The following is a 15,534-nucleotide window of genomic DNA, read 5'->3' as shown; positions in this document are numbered from 1 at the left end:
GCGGCAGTAAGCCGCAAGCGGCGGGCGTTAGGCAAGGATATACGCTACGCCCCTGTCCGTCGCCCGCCGCCGCCCCCCAGGCGTCAAATCGCGTTGCGATACGCCTTTCGAGAAAAGATCGTAAGAAAAATGATCCAGACGTCGAAGATGAGCGACCAATTATCTATGTAATAAAGGTCGTGCTCAATACGCATCCGGATCTTTTCGGGCGAATCTATTTCGCCACGAAGGCCGTTGACTTGCGCCCAGCCTGTGATGCCCGGCTTGACGTTGTGGCGGCGCGCGTAAAGCGCAATGCGCCGCTCGAAGAGCTGGTCATGCGCCAGCGCGTGCGGACGGGGGCCGACGAGCGACATGTCGCCGCGCAGAACGTTGAAAAGTTGCGGAAGCTCGTCGATGTTGTAGCGGCGCATGAAGCGGCCGACGCGAGTGACGCGAGAGTCGTTCGCCGTCGCCTGTTTGATGTGTCTGCCGTCGTCCATCGTCGTCATGGTGCGAAATTTGACGATGCGGAAGGTCTCCCGGTTGAAGCCGTATCGGCGCTGCAGAAACAGCGCCGGCCCCGGCGAGTCCAGCTTGATGAGCAGGGCGCAAACGAGCAACAGCGGCGAGAGAAGGATCAGTGCGAGCAACGAGACTGCGACGTCGAAGATCCGCTTGCCCGCCACCTCCATCAGATTGAGCGGATGGCCCGACAGGCTCAGGCTCGAAATGGCGCCGACCTTGTCGATATGGGCGTCGACGAAGCGGTCGAGCACGCGCTCCGGCCCCAGATGGATGCGCGCCGGCACGCGCAGGAAGGCCGTCACGCAGGCGTCGATGACATCCGTGCGCGACCAGGGCGCGAGGATGAAGACGTCGTCGGGGCGCAGCATGCGCGCGGATGCGGCGGCGAGAGCCAGATCATCGTCGAGCGTGCTCTCCGTCTCTCGCAGCACCACCGCGGCGACGACATGCATGCCGCAGGTCCAGGGCTTGTAGCGATAGGTAAAGGCTTCGACATCCTTCTCGAAGCCGACGAGAAACAGGCGCCGCGCCGAGACGCCGCCCGCCGCCGCGCTGGAGCGCACGAAATGTGCGAGCGTCGCGCGCTGCGCGTAAATCGCGAAGAATCCGACGGCGTAGACAAGCACGAAGGCCGCGCGCGACGTCTCCTCGGTCGCCTTGGTGAGGAATCCGACGGCGATGGCGCAGAGGCAGACAAGGCTCCAAAGGCTGAAACTGCGCCAGCCGTGGCCGCGCAACTGCAAATAATTCGCGAAGGAATATTCGTTGCGCATCGCATTGGCGACCACGAAGGACGCCGCCGCGAACAGGCACATTTGCAGGTTCGTGGCGCTGAGGCCGCTCCAGCCATAGAAAATCGAGTAATAGGTCGTCTCGATGGCGACCGCGACGCCAACGATCGTCAGAAGGTCGAAAGACGCGGCCATGGCCGAAAAGGACGCTCGCACCAGCGCGGTGTTGCGCTGCGGCATCCGCTCGGACCAGCTTCGGCTTCGCCGCGGCTGAAACCGCTCCGATGCGCCGCCCGACGCGTTGAAACGGGATTTTGAGCGCCGATACTCGGCCTGCTGGGACAAGACGCGTTCTCCATTTTGAACGCTCGTGTTCCGAATCGGCACAGTTTCAGGTCGCTGGAACCCGAGCAGCCTTTCGGCTGCAAGGCTCAAGCCTCTGAACGCCTTCAGTTAATCATGGATCGCGCGCGGCTCCGGGCGCATATCGCCGCGCCATTACTGCAAGTCGCCAGAAAATATGAGCTTATTACTTTGCGTCTCCGCCCGCGCAAGACGCTGGCGCGCGCCTTTAGAGAGGCGCCTTCACAATCGCGTCATCCTCCCTGTAGACTGTCCATAGTCGCAAAAGGCCATAGGGACCTTGGCGCGGTCCGGAAGGCCCTTCTCAAAAAAGAGAGGCAGGCAGCGTGACCGTTTACTTCCGTCAGCAGACCGTCTCGCCGCAGGCCTGTCCCGCCCTCGTGCTCAACGCAGACTACCGGCCGCTGAGCTATTATCCGCTTTCACTATGGGGCTGGCAGGACGCGATAAAGGCGGTGTTTCTGGACCGCGTGAACATCGTCTCCGAATATGACAAGACAGTCAAAAGCCCGAGCTTCGAGATCAGGCTGCCATCCGTCGTCTCGCTGAAGGAATATGTGCGGCCGACGCGCCAGCCGGCATTCACGCGATTCAACGTGTTTCTGCGGGACCGCTTCACCTGCCAATATTGCGGCGCGCATGACGAATTGACCTTCGATCATGTCATCCCCCGCTCCAAGGGCGGAGCGACGACATGGGAAAATGTCGTGGCGGCGTGCTCGCCCTGCAACCTGCGCAAGGGCGACCGGCTGCCGCACGAGGTCCACATGTCGCCCGCGCAGGCGCCCTTTCAGCCGAGCGTTTCCGATCTGCATCGCAACGGCCGCCTGTTCCCGCCCAATTACCTGCACGAAAGCTGGATGGATTATCTCTATTGGGATTCGGTGCTCGAACCCTGACGCGCCGCCCCCACGGGATTCCCGATGCTTCGTCGGCTCATCGTCATGATTTTCGGATTCGCCATCGCCTCCGGCGTTGGCGCGATTTTCCTCGTCGTCTCCGCGCTTTTCGATCCCGCGACCATGGAGGCCGGCCTCTCGGTGACCATGGCGGGGATATTCGCGATCATCGATGAGACATTGCGCACCGGCGCGCCGGAGGACGCGCTCGCCGCTTTCGGTTTCGTGATCTGGGCCGTGGTCGTCGCCACCTGCGTCGCCCCGCTCGCGATTGCGGCGCTCGTCGGCGAGGCGGCCGGCGTGCGCTCGATTGTCTGGTATTCGGGAGTGAGCGGCGTCCTCGCCGGCGCGTCGCCCTGGATCGCCCGCGCGGCCAAGGGGCTGGAGCGCGCACAGAGCGTCAGCGCTCTGGAGGGCCGAATCGCGCTGCTGTTTTTCCTGACCGGCGCGGTGACAGGCGCGATCTACTGGCTGATCGCCGGCCCGCGCCAGCGAGATACGGCGATCGCTCCGCGCCCGCAAGGACCGGTTTGACCGGCCTTCGAAATAGGCGGGCGACGCCCGCGACGAAGCCGCGGACACGGGCCGCCCACGGCGTCCACTCTCGGCAGGGAGGCGCTCGATAACGGAAACGAACTCCCGGCGCGTCGCGAAACTGATCCTCGTTCCCGCGCTCTGTCAGCCCCCTAGAGCGTTTCATATTTTGACGGAAGCGTATCCTGCGTTTGTGAAGTAGTTGCTGCATTCTTGTGGTTGGATGTCTTTTGCGAGGCGTCCGATCTGTCGCCAGGTTTCATCGATGGTTCGCTGCTGCGCCTGTCGCATCCAGTGTTTGAGCTTGGAAAAGGTCTGTTCGATTGGATTGAGGTCGGGCGAATAGGGTGGCAGAAACCACAGTCTGGCTCCGGCGGAGCGGATCGCGCGTCGCACCGCCTCGCCCTTGTGACTGCCGAGATTGTCCATAATGACAATATCGCCCTGCTTAAGCGCGGGGACGAGTTGTTGTTCGACATAGGCGCGGAAACACGCGCCGTTGATTGGCCCGTCGAAGACGCAGGGCGCGTCGAGACGATCGCAGCGCAGCGCGCCGAGAAAGGTCAACGTGCGCCAATGGCCGTGCGGCGCGAGGCCGCGCAAGCGCTTGCCCTTGGGGCCCCAGCCGCGCAGCGGCGTCATGTTCGTCTTGATCCAGGTCTCGTCGATGAAGACCAGCCGCCTGGGATCGAGGCGCGCTTGCAGCGATTGCCAGCGCTTGCGCCGTCGCGCAATGTCAGCGCGGCCTTGTTCGAGCGCCAGCAGCGTTTTTTTTGAACCGCAGCCCCTCGCGGCGCAGGAACATCCAAATGGCGTTGTGCGAAACCTTGACCCCGCGCGCCAGCAGCTCGTCCTTGAGGCCATGCAACGTCAAATGCGGCGTCTGCGCCAGACGCTCGACAATGAAAGCGCGATGCGGCTCCAGCACGCGCTTGCGATAGCCGCCCATTTTCGCCGGCGCGACCGAGCCCGTCTCGCGCTGGCGCTGCGACCACTTCACGACCGATGACACGGCCACGCCAAAGCGCAAAGCCACGGCGCGGCAACTCTCGCCAGCCAAAACCGACGCAACCACACGCTCTCGAAGATCATTGGAGAGAGGTCGAACCATTGGATGCTGGCCTCCGCCCAGCCAGCATCTTGAATCACACTCCTGCTAAAACAGGAATCCCTCCCGATTCAGAAATACAGGGAAATGCTCTAAGGATAGGCGCTTGCGGTTCTTGCCGGTCCGCTCGCCGCGCTGGGCTCCGTAGCTCCAGTAAGCGAGAAGGAGCCCCGTCAGGAACACGCCGCCGAGGATCGCCGGCGCGTAGAACAGAAGCGATCCGCCGACCGTGAAGCCGAATCGCGTCGTGCGGCGCGCGCCGGAGGACTCGATCACGGTGATGAAGGCCGCGTAATTGCCGCTTTCCGCAAAAGTGTGATCGACGACCACCGCCCCGCCGGGATAGACGCGCGGCTCCATGAAGGCCACGGTCAGCGGCGCGAGATCGTCTTCCTCGGTCAGTGGGCCGGCGGGCTCTTTCACCACGCGCACCTCGATCGGAAGATCACGCAGCCGAGCTGCGATGAGGTCGATCGTCATGATGATGCGTCCGGTCGCGGGAAAGTCCGCACAAAACCGGTCGCGTGAACGATCCGGCATATAGGCGACGACCTCGACGAGGTCGGGGCCGACCGAAAACTCGCACTGGTCCCTGATGGTTGAGCTCTTGTCCATGCTGATCGCCTCCGCGCGCGGACAGGCGAGGAACAGGACGAGCAGCGCGGGACATATTGCGCGCAGCAATTGGCCGGACAGGGACATGCACAATCTCCAGACGCGAGCGCCGCGCGATTTTTCGCCGGCGCCTCTCGATGCATGGAAATCCCCGGTTTTTCTCGCATTGGCAAGGGGGTCAGGATTGACGCCTCCGGCGGGAAGTGCTCTTAACCAAACATGGCTGATTATTATTCCTTGATCTCCAGAGCGATCTCCGCGCTCCCCCAGCCGACGACCGAGGCGAGACAAGCCGTCTACGAGCGTGCGCGGAAGGCGCTGGTCAACCAGCTGCGCAACATCCAGCCGCCTGTGGCGGAAGCCGACATCGCCGCAGAAGGCCGCGCGCTGGAAGAAGCGATCACGAGGCTGGAGATCGAGACTGCGGCCAAGGGAGCGCAAGCGCTGTCGCCCGGCGCCCAGCCAAGCCCGCAGCCCGCCCCGTCGATGAAGCGGGAAGCCACGCCTCCGCCCGCCGCTCCGGCCCGCCCCCCGGAGCCGCCCAAGGCGCCCGCGCCCCCGCGCGACGAAAACGCCGCCTGGCGCGAGACGCTCGCGGCTGCCGAAAAAGCGCCCATCGAAAACGATTCGCATCCGCGCGAGCCGCAGCGCCCTGCGGCGCCCCTGCCCCTGCCACCCGCCCCGCAGCTGGCCTCTCGCCGCATCATCGCCGTTTCGGCGGTGCTCGTCGCGCTGATCGGCGTCGTCGGCGTGCTCGCCTGGCAGCTGCGCGAGCGGCCCGAGGATCTCGCGAAACTCAAGCCCGAAGAAACCAAGACCGCCGAAAACGCGGAGGCCGGCAAGTTCGACGATCGCGTCGACGGCGGCGCGAAATCGGCGGCTCCCGCCGCTTCGGGCAAGCGCGCATCGAACCTTCCGGTCGCGCAGAGAGCCGAAATGTGGGTGGCCTCGCTTCAGGAGCCCGCCAAGGTCGACAAGATCTATAACGCCAATGTCGTCTGGCGCCTCGAGAATGTCGGCGGCGGGCCGGGGGAGCCCGTGGGTTCGGCCATTCGCGGCGACGTCGACATACCCGACGCCAAGCTGAAACTGACGCTGCTGTTCCGCAAGAACACCGACACAGCGCTTTCGGCTTCTCACACGATCAACGTCACCTTCACGCCCGCGCCCGGCAGCCCTGTGGGCGGTGTGAAGGCCATCGGCCCCATCCAAATGCGGCGTGTGGACGCGCAGTCGGGCGAGAAGGTCGCGGGCATTCCCGTGCCGATCACGGAAAATAATTTCCTCATCGGCCTGATGCGCGGCGATCGCGAGCAGCGAAACGTCACCCTTCTGCGCTCGCTGCCACTGCTCGACCTGCCGATGCAATTCAACGACGGTCGCGCCGCGACGATCAACATGGAAAAAGGCGCAACAGGCGAGCGCGTCTTCGCCGACGCGATCGACGCCTGGGGCCGGTAGTAGTCCTCAGACGAAGACCAGCTGGTAGACGAATGAGTCTCCGCCGCGCTTGCTGACCCATTCGCAGGCGGGCGGAAGATCGCCCTGTTCCGAGGGCGCGACGTCCCATGGCCGGCCCATGAGCGCCTTGTTCTCCCTGTCCCAGACGATCCAGCCGAAGGCCGGGTCGCGCATGATCCAGACGTCCTTGTCTTCCCGACGATAACGCGGCGCGCCCTCCGTGGTCGGCGCCGCGACGAAACGATAGACCGCCCCGTCTTTCATGCGGCGCATCTCGATCGCGCTTTCCTTGCCCATCGCGACTCCCTCACATCACCAGCGTCAGCTTCTTCGCCGCGCGCGTGACGCCGGTATAGAGCCAGCGCGCGCGATGTTCGCGGAAGGCGTATGACTCGTCGAAGAGGGTCACGTCGTCCCATTGCGAGCCCTGCGCCTTGTGCACGGTGAGCGCATAGCCGAAATCGAATTCGTCGGAATCCTTCCGCAGCGCGAACGGGATTTCACCCTCCCCGCCCTCGAAGAATTGCGGAATGACCGCGACGCGCTGGAACTTTCCGGCCTCCCCATCTTCGGGAATGACGAGCATCCGCACCTTGCCCCGCCGCAGCGCGCCGGCGCTTTTCACGGTGAACAGCGCGCCGTTGAGCAGCCCCTTCTTGCGATTGTTGCGCAGGCAGACGAGCTTCTCGCCCGATTGCGGCAATTCGCCCGTGAAGCCGCGAAGCTGGCGCAGCCGGCCATTATAGGCCCGGCGCGTCTTGTTCATGCCGACGAGCACCTGATCCGCGCCAGTGACGAGGGCGGGATCGAGTTGGTCGCGCGAGACGATGCGCGTGTCGCCGAATTCGCCGCGCGTAAGCGTTCCGCCCTCGCGAATGGTCATCGACAGGCGAATGATCGGATTGTCCGCCGCCTGACGATGCACTTCGGTCAGCATCACGTCGGGCTCCGCCTCTGTAAAAAAGCCGCCGCCCTTCACCGGCGGCAATTGGGCCGGATCGCCCAGCACGAGCACTTTCTTGCCGAAGGAGAGAAGATCCCGCCCCAACTCTTCATCGACCATCGAACATTCGTCGATGACGATCAGCTTTGCGTGAGCCGCGTCGCTTTCGTCATTGAGCACGAAGGAGGGCTCCTCCGTCTCCGTGTCGGTGGCGCGATAGATCAGGCTATGGATAGTGCGCGCGTCCTTGCAGCCCTTGGAGCGCATGACCAGCGCCGCCTTGCCGGTAAAGGCCGCGAAGGCGACGTCGCCGTCGACATGTTCGGCAAGATGGCGGGCAAGCGTCGACTTGCCCGTTCCGGCGTAGCCGAAGAGACGAAAAACCTGGGGCCCGCGCGGCGTTTCCAGCCAGCGGGCGACAGCGCCGAGCGCTTGATCCTGTTCAGGCGTCCAGACCGGCATGTTTCCGCAGGCAAGATCGAATCGGGAACAGTCACGATGCCGGAGCCCGCCGCGCGGGACAAGCCGCGGAGATTTATTCGCCGAGTTGCATCAACAGATTGATCTTCGTGATGATGTTCTCGATTGCGAGCAGCAGCCCGAGCCAGATTGCGACCCACACGGCCCAGAATTTCGGATTCTTGATCAGTTCTTGATCGGACATCTCTCCCTCCCCGGCCGCGCTGCGTCCTTTTGACGCCCATGGCGCATATGGCGCAAAGCCGCCCATTGAGAAGTCCTTTACCGCCGCGCTCTAGCGTTCGGACAGACGAAAATCCGACGAAGAGCGGGCAAAATGAGCATTCTGGCGAACCTGACCGAAAGGCTTCACCCCGTCCTCATGTCGCCGGGATCGCATTTCTCGCTCTTCTCCCTCGCGGGCGCCTTTTGTGTCGGTTTCGGCTATCTCGCCTTTCGTCAATGGCGCCGGCGCGGCCATGTGCGGCTCGCGGCGCTCTCGCGGGCCTTCTTTTCGCGAGAGCTGATGTTCCATCGCTCGACGCGCGCCGACCTCTTTTATTTCTTCGTAAATATATTCGTTACCGGTCTCTTCATCGGCTGGTTCTGCCTCGGCGTGAAGGAAGTTTCGGAATTCGTGCAGGCGCTGCTGACGGATCGCTTCGGCGCCCGCGCGCCATCCCAAGCGCCGGAACTCGTCTCCCGTACAGTCGTGACCGTCGTCGCGTTCCTGGCTTACGAATTCGGCTACTGGCTCGACCATTATCTCAAGCACCGCATCCCTTTCCTGTGGGAGACGCACAAGACCCATCACACCGCCGAGCGTCTCACGCCATGGACAGTGTGGCGCGTGCATCCGCTGGATTCGCTCGTCTTCACCAATGTCGTGGCGCTCTGTGTCGGCCTTGCGATCGGCGTGACGGCCTTCGCCTTCGGCGTGCGCTTTGCGGCCTACGCGGTCGATGGCACCAACGCCTTTCTTGTGCTGTTCTTCTTCGCCTATGTGCATCTCCAGCATTCGCAAATCTGGATTCCTTTCACCGGCGCGCTCGGCCGTCTGCTGATGAGCCCCGCACATCACCAGATCCATCATTCGATCGATCCGGCGCATTACAACAGCAACATGGGCAATGCGCTCGCGATCTGGGACTGGATGTTCGGCACGCTGGTCGTTCCGCAAAAGGAGAGTCCCCGCCTCGCCTTCGGCGTCGAGGAGCCGGGCGTCGACCCCCACAGCGTCACGGAACTGCTGCTCACGCCGTTCCGCGACGTCACCGTGGCGCTGCTGCCGCAGGCGCCGGCGCAGGAGGCGCTGGAAAAGCGGGCGGAACTCAGCCGATAAAGCCGGCGATCAGGAGATAGACGCCGACGAGGCACACGCCGCCGGCATAGGCGGCGTAGTGTTTTTCGAGCCGCATCGACTCGAAAATCGCGACCAGCCTGTCGTGCGGAAGGAAAAGGATGAGAAGGCCGCGCAGCAGTTCTAGCCAGCCGATGAGCGTGATGATCACCGGCAGCGCGCCGCCGCTCCATACGTCGTGGCCCAGCACCATCGCCAGACCCAGGCAGGTCCGCAGAACGCCTATGTAGGCGGTGAAGACTTCATCGCCGATGACGCGCTTCGCCAGCGCGAGCACGAGCGGCTTCTTCGCGGCCATCCAGAGCGAGACGGCCAGCATGGTCGCGCCGATGAGTTTGGCGAGATAGAGCGTCAGCGGCGTCATTAACGCCTCCCTGTAACGCCCCGCCCCTTACACCGCCACCGTATGCCGCGCGGCGCTCGTTTCGAGATAGGCGTCGAAGGCCGCGGCGGCAAGGCGCATGAAGGGCTGGCCGCGCGGCGTGACCGTCACGCTCCGCCCCTCGACGGTCACGACGCCGTCGGCGGCGAGCGCCGAGAGCGGGACCCGCGCGGCGTCGAAGGCGTCCTCCGCAAAGCCATGCGCCAGCGCCATTGCGCCGTAGTCGACGGCGAAGTCGCACATCAGCCGCTCGATGATCTCGCCGCGCGCGCGGTCCTCGCGCGTGAAGGCGAGACCGCGCGTGACGGCGAAGCGATCCGCCTCCACCGCGCGGCGCCAGCCAGCGAGATCGGTGGCGTTGCCGACATAGCCCTGCGGCAAACGGCCGATGGAGGAGACGCCGAAAGGCAGAAGAGCGTCCGCCTGATCGATCGTGTAGCCCTGAAAATTGCGCCGCATATGACCATTCTTCGCCGCAATCGCGAGTGGGTCGGTCGGCCGCGCGAAATGGTCGAGGCCGATCGCCTCATAGCCCGCGCGCTCCAGCGTCGCGCGCACGGCCGCCGCCTGCGCGAGGCGCTCGGCGGCGCCGGGAAGCGCTGCGGCGTCGATCAGCTTCTGATGCGTCTTGAACCAGGGCACATGAGCGTAACCAAAAACGGCGAGGCGCGTCGGATCGAGCCCCGCCGCAAGCGAGGTGGTGCGCTCCACATCCGCGACGCTCTGGCGCGGCAGGCCATACATCAGATCGAGGTTGATCGCCTCGATCCCGCCCGCGCGCAGCAACCCGACGGCCCGCTCCACAATCTCGTAAGGCTGTATGCGGCCGGAAGCCTCCTGCACATGCGGATTGAGATCCTGAACCCCGAGCGAGGCGCGATTGACGCCCGCGCGCGCCAGCGCCTCGACGAGCGCCGCGTCGAGAATGCGCGGGTCGAGTTCGATGGAATGTTCCGTTTCGTCGGAGACGGCAAAGAGGTCGCGCACGCGCTCGGCGATTTCCCCGAAACGCGAGGGCCCCAGAATGCTCGGCGTGCCGCCGCCCCAATGGATGCTCGTCACGCGCCGCGCGCGGGTCGTCTGCGCCGTCAGCTCCAGCTCGCGCAGCAGCGTCTCTTTGTATGCGGTGAGCGGCGCCTCCTGACGCAGCGCCTTGGTGTGGCAGCCGCAGTAGGAGCAGATCGCGGTGCAGAAGGGCACATGAAAATAGAGTGAAAGCGACGCGCCCTCGTCGAGTGCAGCGAGCCAGGCGCGCATTTCCGCGTCGCCGATTTCCTTGGAAAAATGCGGCGCTGTCGGATAGCTCGTGTAACGCGGCGCCGAGCGTTCGGCCAGCGCGAGGGCGGCAGGGTCCATCTGTCGGATTCCGTGGGGCCGCGGCGCGGCCCTTACATAAATCAAGAATAGCGCGCGGCGGAACGCGGCGCAAAAACTCCCGCTGCTACACATTATCGCGCCCTGTCCGGGTGAAGCTTGACAAAACGGGCTTGGCCCTCGCGCGCGAAAAAGGCACAATGTTGGCGATTCCCTTAAGTGTTGGAGCGAGGAACGATGTCGAAAAACTCCCGGCGCGCGCGCAAGCTGCAGCGCTTCGGCCTGGCGGCGGCGTTCGCGGCCTTTTCGGCGGCGGCTTTGGCGGCCGGCGACGTCGGCGGCCGCTACTCGATCCTGCGCGACGAGGACAAGGACACCGGCTGCATGCTGACCCTGGACACGCGCGCCCGCGGTCCCGGCGGCAACAAGGCGCAGCTCGCGCCGGCCTGCCGCGACAATGGCGTAGTCATCTTCGATCCCGTCGGCTGGACGGTCGATCACGGCCGGCTCGTGCTCACCGCCCGCAAAGGCCACAAGGCGCATTTCGAGCGCGACAGCAACGGCGTCTGGCGTCGCGACGCCAAGGAAGGCAAGGCGCTGGGCCTGAAGCCGATGTAGCGCGGGCCGGCCCATAAAAGAAAGCCTCCCGGATTTCTCCGGGAGGCTCTACGTCCAACGCCGCGCGAGAGGGGCGGGGGTGCGGCGAAGGATCGCGTAAGCGCTTGGCTTTTCATACTCGGCGCTTATTCTCGAACTTGTCTTCAGGCCGGGGACAACATCCCCCTGGATACTCTTCCTGAAGACTGATGGGACCGCAGCCGATGCGGCCTCATGTGACGCAATATGACTCGTCCCTCCTGAACAGGACATGTCCGCGTCGTTCATCTCCCATACAGCTTTTGCGTAGCCGCAAAGTTGAGCCTATGCTGACGTCCCGCCCCCCGTAAGGAGCGAGAGGAAGGCCAAGTGACGGAACACCAGCCCATCCGCATCATGATCGCCGAGGATCAGACCGTGATCCGAAAGGCGCTCGCGGCGCTGCTGGCGCTCGAGGCGGATATCGACGTCGTCGCAACCGCCGCCGATGGCGAACAGGCGGTAAGCGCCGCGCGCGCCTATTCACCCGACGTCATTCTGATGGATGCGAAAATGCCGCGTATGGACGGCGTCGCGGCGACGCGCATGATTCTTTCCGACAATCCTCGGACGCGCGTGATCATGCTGACGACCTTCGACAATGAAGAACTCGTCTATGACGCCATAACGGCCGGCGCGCAGGCGTATTTATTGAAGGATTCGGAAGAGAGCGAAATCCTTGCGGCAATTCGGGCCGTCGCCAAAGGCGAACCGCGCCTTTCGCCGAGCGTCGCCGCGAAGATCCTCGCGGAGTTCCGCCGCGTGAAAAGCCCGCAGCGCGCCGCGTCGCCGTCGGCCGAGGACGAAGAGCCGCTCACCGACCGCGAAAAGGCCGTGCTCGCGCATGTCGCCGCAGGCAAGGGCAATCGCGAAATCGCCCGGGAGATGGGCCTTGCCGAAGGCACGGTGAAAAATCACGTCTCGACGATCCTGGCCAAACTCCATCTGCGCAGCCGCACGGAGCTTGCGATCCGCGCACTCTCGAACCGATGAAGCCGATCGCTAAATTGCGCGACGCCAGATTGCGCGGCCGAGGCCGAGAAACATTTCCTCCACCCCCTCGCCGGTCCTCGCGCTCGTGTAAACAGCCTTGATGCAGGAATCGCCGACATCGGGAAGCTCCGGCGCAAGGTCTATCTTGTTGACGATCGCCGACACCGGCCGCCCGGGAAAACTCTCCTCGAAACGCGACGCGAGCGCCGACATCTTCACCAGAGTCGCGGGACGCGTCGCGTCGGCGACGACGATCGCGGCCGAGGCGCCTGCGAGATAAACCGTCTCGAAAATACGGCTTCCGAAATCGCCGTCCGTGTCCCACAGGACAAAACGCAACTTGTCATTATTGCACTCCGCGCCGAGATCGACGTCGTGGGTGAGCACGTCGACGCCGATCGTGGTCTTGTACTCGCTCTCGAAGCGATTGAAGACGAAGCGGCGGGCGAGGGAGGATTTGCCGACGCCGATGTCGCCGAGCAACATGACTTTCGCGGAGATCATCGCACCTCGAACTCGCCGGCGAAGGGAAGCTCGAAAGCGACGCGGCGGCTCCGGATGGCGTCGAATTCGGTGTCCGCGATCGGGTCGAGAGTCGACCGCGGAACGAGCGCCAGCCGCTGACGCGGCACGCCGCGCTCGACGAGCATGGAGACGATCTTGTCGGCGCGCTTGCGCGAAGCGGCGCGGTTCAGGGTCGCGGAGCCGACCTCGTCCGCATAACCCACGACGCGAAGATTTGCGCCGCTCGCCTTCATCAACCCCGCCAGTTCATCCAGTCCCTTCGCCGTCGCCGCAGGATTTGAAAGCGTGTCCAGTTCCGTGAAGAACACGGCGAAAGTCTCGACGAAGCGCCGCAGCTTCACGTGTGGCGCTTCGTCCTGCGCCAGATATCGGTCGAGAGACGCGCGGGTTTCCTTCAACTCCGCGCGCAGGGTCTCGATCTGCGCCTGCGCCTCCTGCAGGGTCGCTGCGGCGCGAGTCTCGCCCGCGCGCATCTCCTGCGTCTGCGACGCCAACGCCACGATCGAGACCTCGCGCTCGACGCGATAGGGCGAAGCCGCTTCGACCAGCGCATCCGCAACTGCCAGCGGTTCGGCTTCATTGGCGGCGAGACCGCGCACCACCACGCGGCCGGCATCGTGTTCGACCTCGATGCGCAGCGGGAATTGCGCAAGCACTGGATGCGCCGCCATCGCAGCGCGCGCCGCTGCGCCGATTCGCCAATCGCGAATGGCGCGCGTCGCCGGCCCCCATGCGGCCCATATGGCGAGCGCCGCCGCTACGGCGGCGAAGATCATCACCGGCTTCCTGCTTTTCGGCTTCGCAGGCTCCTCCGCCAGCGCGTCGTTCAGCAGGCGGCCAACCATCTCGCCCGTACAGGACACTTCGTCCTTCTCGTGACGTTCGACGATCGACAGAAAAGCCTCGTCGAGCCGGCTTTCGCGATGGCGCGACAGATCGCCGCCAAATTCCGCCGCGATGATGACGCGGTGCGAGGCGCGCAAGAAAACATGGCTCGCGCCGAGATCGAGCATGCGCAACTCGCCGCCCTTGTCGGCGTAGACGTTGGTCGCGAATTCCGTGATCGCCGCGATCATCCCGCTTTCGAGATCGACATTCGCGTCGACCCGCGCGTCGCCCTCCTCCGCCAGAGGCCATTTCGCCAGGACACGGCCGCTGCCGCGTTCGAGCAGGAGCGCGCGCTTCAGCCGGCCGGCGTCGGCTTCGGCGAGCGCAACTTCCGCCATGGTCCTGCCGGTGGCCATGGCCCGCATCCGCAGCCGCCAGGAATTGGCGGAGACCAGCGCGTCGATTCGCTCGTTCAGCGTTTCGACAAGTTCGCGAAAGGCGCCGGCGACCGCCGCGGTGACGAGGCGTCCCATGATCGGATAGAGCGCCTCGACCAGCATCTCCTTGGAGTTCTTGATTTCCGAGCGGATGGCCGAAATCACCAGCGGCGCGACGGCGCGAGAAAGTTCGGGATGCCGCTTCTCTTCCGCGCGCTGCAGCGCCTCGACGAGAATGTCGCCGGTGGCGGCTGCGAATTTTCTGCTGTCGCCGAAGCGCGCGTCGATCTTCTCGACGCGTTCTGTCGTCACGTCGAGACGGCGAGTCGTCTCGTCGAGCAATAGCTGCTTGAGCCTTTCGAACGCCTCGCCGCCGCCGGATGCGGACATTTCAGCCCTTCCGCCTCGCGCTCATGTTCTGGATCGTCGCGCCCAATTGCGCGATCGCGCCGCCGATGGCCTCGATTGCCTCCGCCTGGCTATTCTCGGTCTCGCGCGCGAGATCGGCGAGCTGGCCCTCCAGCGCCGAGAAGCGGGCGAGAAAATCCGTCCGCATTTCTTCCAGCCTGGTCTCGATGACGCTCAGCTGGTTGTCGGTTTCGCGCTTGGTCGCGCCGAACAGGAGTTCCCGAACCTGATCGATGGGATCGGGAGGCGCGCCGCGTTCCGTTCCGATCGACACATCCCCCTCATCCGTGCTCCGCGTCATGACGCCACACCCTCGGACGCAAAAATTATAGCTACGCTCAAGCCCTTCTAGCACCTGCGCCGCGCAATGACGAGGCGTGCGGTTACGAATTGTGACCAATGTCACGCCCGGGAGGTGACCATCAGCACTGTCAACCTTGGCCCTGAGCGCGCAATTTCGCGCAATGTTCCGGCCCCATAAGCGCTTACTGAACACGCTGCGCGCCAGAACAGAATGGACTCCGAGCTGTAAACATGACGACCGCCGATAAGTTGAATGGAATGCAATCCGATTTCCCGGAGGACGACGACCGTGAAACATCGCGCGGCGCGCTGACCCGTCAGGATATCGCGCTGGCGATCCACAGGCGCATCGAGGGCGTCTCCCGCCGCGAGGCGAAGCGGATAGTCGATTGCGTCATCGATGAAATGGTGTCGACGCTGGTCTCAGGCGAATCGCTCAAACTGCATGATTTTGGATCGTTCCTGGTGCGCGAAAAAGAAGAGCGCTCGGGGCGCAACCCGCGCACCGGCGCGCCGGTGCCGATCGAGGCTCGCCGCGTCGTCGTCTTCAAGGCTTCGCCGAACATGAAGGCGACGGTGAATGGCGAGCCGCCGGCTCCGCGCGACAAAACGCCCGAGAAACGCCGGCCGTCGCGAAAAAACGAGACGATCACGGCGCGTCAGAAGAGCGACGCAATAGCTTTGGGCGACACGCTCGCCGAATAAGTCCGTTCGCTTGCCCCGCGCAA

The 15,534-nt window shown here is 64.3% G+C and carries 18 protein-coding genes; 7 read left to right on the top strand and 11 right to left on the bottom strand.

The genetic code is table 11. The features are described 5' to 3' along the window. Positions 1-83 precede the first annotated feature (83 nt). Positions 84-1,478, bottom strand: a complete 1,395-nt coding sequence (locus MET49242_RS02370) for an undecaprenyl-phosphate glucose phosphotransferase (protein ID WP_051133947.1) — start codon at positions 1,476-1,478, stop codon at positions 84-86. Positions 1,479-1,981: 503 nt separating this feature from the next. On the opposite strand from MET49242_RS02370, the gene MET49242_RS02365 reads away from it, so the two are divergent. Continuing rightward, a complete protein-coding gene (locus MET49242_RS02365; RefSeq protein WP_051134438.1) occupies positions 1,982-2,500 on the top strand; it encodes an HNH endonuclease in 519 nt (172 codons plus the stop codon). Positions 2,501-2,524: 24 nt separating this feature from the next. Beyond that, the gene (locus MET49242_RS02360) at positions 2,525-3,034 is read left to right on the top strand and encodes a hypothetical protein (RefSeq protein ID WP_036280347.1); all 510 of its coding nucleotides are present in this window, start codon (positions 2,525-2,527) and stop codon (positions 3,032-3,034) included. Positions 3,035-3,196: 162 nt separating this feature from the next. Here the strand turns inward: MET49242_RS02360 and MET49242_RS23835 are convergent. Together MET49242_RS23835 and MET49242_RS02345 are read right to left on the bottom strand one after the other, a co-directional pair. Beyond that, positions 3,197-4,145, bottom strand: a protein-coding gene (locus MET49242_RS23835; RefSeq protein WP_144259432.1) for an IS630 family transposase whose coding sequence is annotated in 2 segments (ribosomal slippage) — positions 3,197-3,808 and positions 3,810-4,145 — 948 coding nt in all. Because the reading frame shifts where the segments join, the coding sequence is not laid out codon by codon here. A gap of 45 nt (positions 4,146-4,190) precedes the next feature. Further along, positions 4,191-4,844, bottom strand: a complete 654-nt coding sequence (locus MET49242_RS02345) for a hypothetical protein (protein WP_036280342.1) — start codon at positions 4,842-4,844, stop codon at positions 4,191-4,193. A 132-nt stretch (positions 4,845-4,976) separates the two neighbouring features. Here MET49242_RS02345 and MET49242_RS02340 point away from each other — a divergent pair, with 132 nt between their 5' ends. Then, positions 4,977-6,218 (top strand): hypothetical protein, encoded by a 1,242-nt coding sequence (locus MET49242_RS02340; RefSeq protein WP_036280339.1) that lies wholly within the window; start codon positions 4,977-4,979, stop codon positions 6,216-6,218. A gap of 6 nt (positions 6,219-6,224) precedes the next feature. On the opposite strand, the gene MET49242_RS02335 is transcribed toward MET49242_RS02340, so the two are convergent. The 3 genes from MET49242_RS02335 to MET49242_RS26310 all read right to left on the bottom strand — a co-directional run bounded on the left by MET49242_RS02335 (position 6,225) and on the right by MET49242_RS26310 (position 7,825). After that, positions 6,225-6,515 (bottom strand): hypothetical protein, encoded by a 291-nt coding sequence (locus MET49242_RS02335; protein ID WP_036280336.1) that lies wholly within the window; start codon positions 6,513-6,515, stop codon positions 6,225-6,227. Between the two features lie 10 nt (positions 6,516-6,525). After that, positions 6,526-7,623 carry an ATP-dependent RecD-like DNA helicase gene (locus MET49242_RS02330; RefSeq protein ID WP_036280333.1) on the bottom strand — a complete coding sequence of 366 codons (1,098 nt, stop codon included), beginning with the start codon at positions 7,621-7,623 and terminating at the stop codon, positions 6,526-6,528. 73 nt (positions 7,624-7,696) lie between these two features. Continuing rightward, the gene (locus MET49242_RS26310; protein ID WP_255679599.1) at positions 7,697-7,825 is read right to left on the bottom strand and encodes a hypothetical protein; all 129 of its coding nucleotides are present in this window, start codon (positions 7,823-7,825) and stop codon (positions 7,697-7,699) included. Positions 7,826-7,957: 132 nt separating this feature from the next. Here MET49242_RS26310 and MET49242_RS02320 point away from each other — a divergent pair, with 132 nt between their 5' ends. Then, positions 7,958-8,962, top strand: a complete 1,005-nt coding sequence (locus MET49242_RS02320) for a sterol desaturase family protein (RefSeq protein ID WP_051133946.1) — start codon at positions 7,958-7,960, stop codon at positions 8,960-8,962. Here MET49242_RS02320 and MET49242_RS02315 read toward each other — a convergent pair. Both MET49242_RS02315 and hemN read right to left on the bottom strand, forming a co-directional pair. Then, entirely contained in the window at positions 8,952-9,344 is a 393-nt protein-coding gene (locus MET49242_RS02315) for a hypothetical protein (protein ID WP_036280327.1), read from the bottom strand. The two genes, MET49242_RS02320 and MET49242_RS02315, sit on opposite strands and share 11 nt — an antisense overlap. 27 nt (positions 9,345-9,371) lie before the next feature. Continuing rightward, positions 9,372-10,718 (bottom strand): oxygen-independent coproporphyrinogen III oxidase, encoded by a 1,347-nt coding sequence (gene hemN / locus MET49242_RS02310; protein WP_036280325.1) that lies wholly within the window; start codon positions 10,716-10,718, stop codon positions 9,372-9,374. A gap of 195 nt (positions 10,719-10,913) precedes the next feature. Here hemN and MET49242_RS02305 point away from each other — a divergent pair, with 195 nt between their 5' ends. Together MET49242_RS02305 and MET49242_RS02300 are read left to right on the top strand one after the other, a co-directional pair. Next, the gene (locus MET49242_RS02305; RefSeq protein WP_051133945.1) at positions 10,914-11,294 is read left to right on the top strand and encodes an AprI/Inh family metalloprotease inhibitor; all 381 of its coding nucleotides are present in this window, start codon (positions 10,914-10,916) and stop codon (positions 11,292-11,294) included. Between the two features lie 348 nt (positions 11,295-11,642). Next, positions 11,643-12,305 carry a response regulator transcription factor gene (locus MET49242_RS02300; protein ID WP_227968021.1) on the top strand — a complete coding sequence of 221 codons (663 nt, stop codon included), beginning with the start codon at positions 11,643-11,645 and terminating at the stop codon, positions 12,303-12,305. A 9-nt stretch (positions 12,306-12,314) separates the two neighbouring features. On the opposite strand, the gene MET49242_RS02295 is transcribed toward MET49242_RS02300, so the two are convergent. Genes MET49242_RS02295 through MET49242_RS02285 form a run of 3 tightly spaced genes read right to left on the bottom strand, consistent with a single transcriptional unit; the run spans position 12,315 to position 14,804 of the window. After that, positions 12,315-12,809 carry a Rab family GTPase gene (locus MET49242_RS02295; protein WP_036280320.1) on the bottom strand — a complete coding sequence of 165 codons (495 nt, stop codon included), beginning with the start codon at positions 12,807-12,809 and terminating at the stop codon, positions 12,315-12,317. Continuing rightward, the gene (locus MET49242_RS02290; protein ID WP_036280318.1) at positions 12,806-14,485 is read right to left on the bottom strand and encodes an OmpA family protein; all 1,680 of its coding nucleotides are present in this window, start codon (positions 14,483-14,485) and stop codon (positions 12,806-12,808) included. Before MET49242_RS02290 ends, MET49242_RS02295 begins: the two co-directional genes overlap by 4 nt. Position 14,486: 1 nt before the next feature. Then, on the bottom strand, positions 14,487-14,804 hold the full coding sequence (locus tag MET49242_RS02285) for a hypothetical protein (protein ID WP_036280316.1): 318 nt from the start codon (positions 14,802-14,804) through the stop codon (positions 14,487-14,489). Positions 14,805-15,037: 233 nt separating this feature from the next. Here MET49242_RS02285 and MET49242_RS02280 point away from each other — a divergent pair, with 233 nt between their 5' ends. Further along, positions 15,038-15,511 (top strand): integration host factor subunit alpha, encoded by a 474-nt coding sequence (locus MET49242_RS02280; protein WP_084678845.1) that lies wholly within the window; start codon positions 15,038-15,040, stop codon positions 15,509-15,511. Positions 15,512-15,534 lie beyond the last annotated feature (23 nt).

Source organism: Methylocystis sp. ATCC 49242, assembly GCF_000188155.2.
Classification (GTDB): Bacteria; Pseudomonadota; Alphaproteobacteria; order Rhizobiales; family Beijerinckiaceae; genus Methylocystis.
The sequence above is the reverse complement of the archived record's forward strand: the minus strand, read 5'-3'. Positions and strand labels throughout refer to the sequence as shown.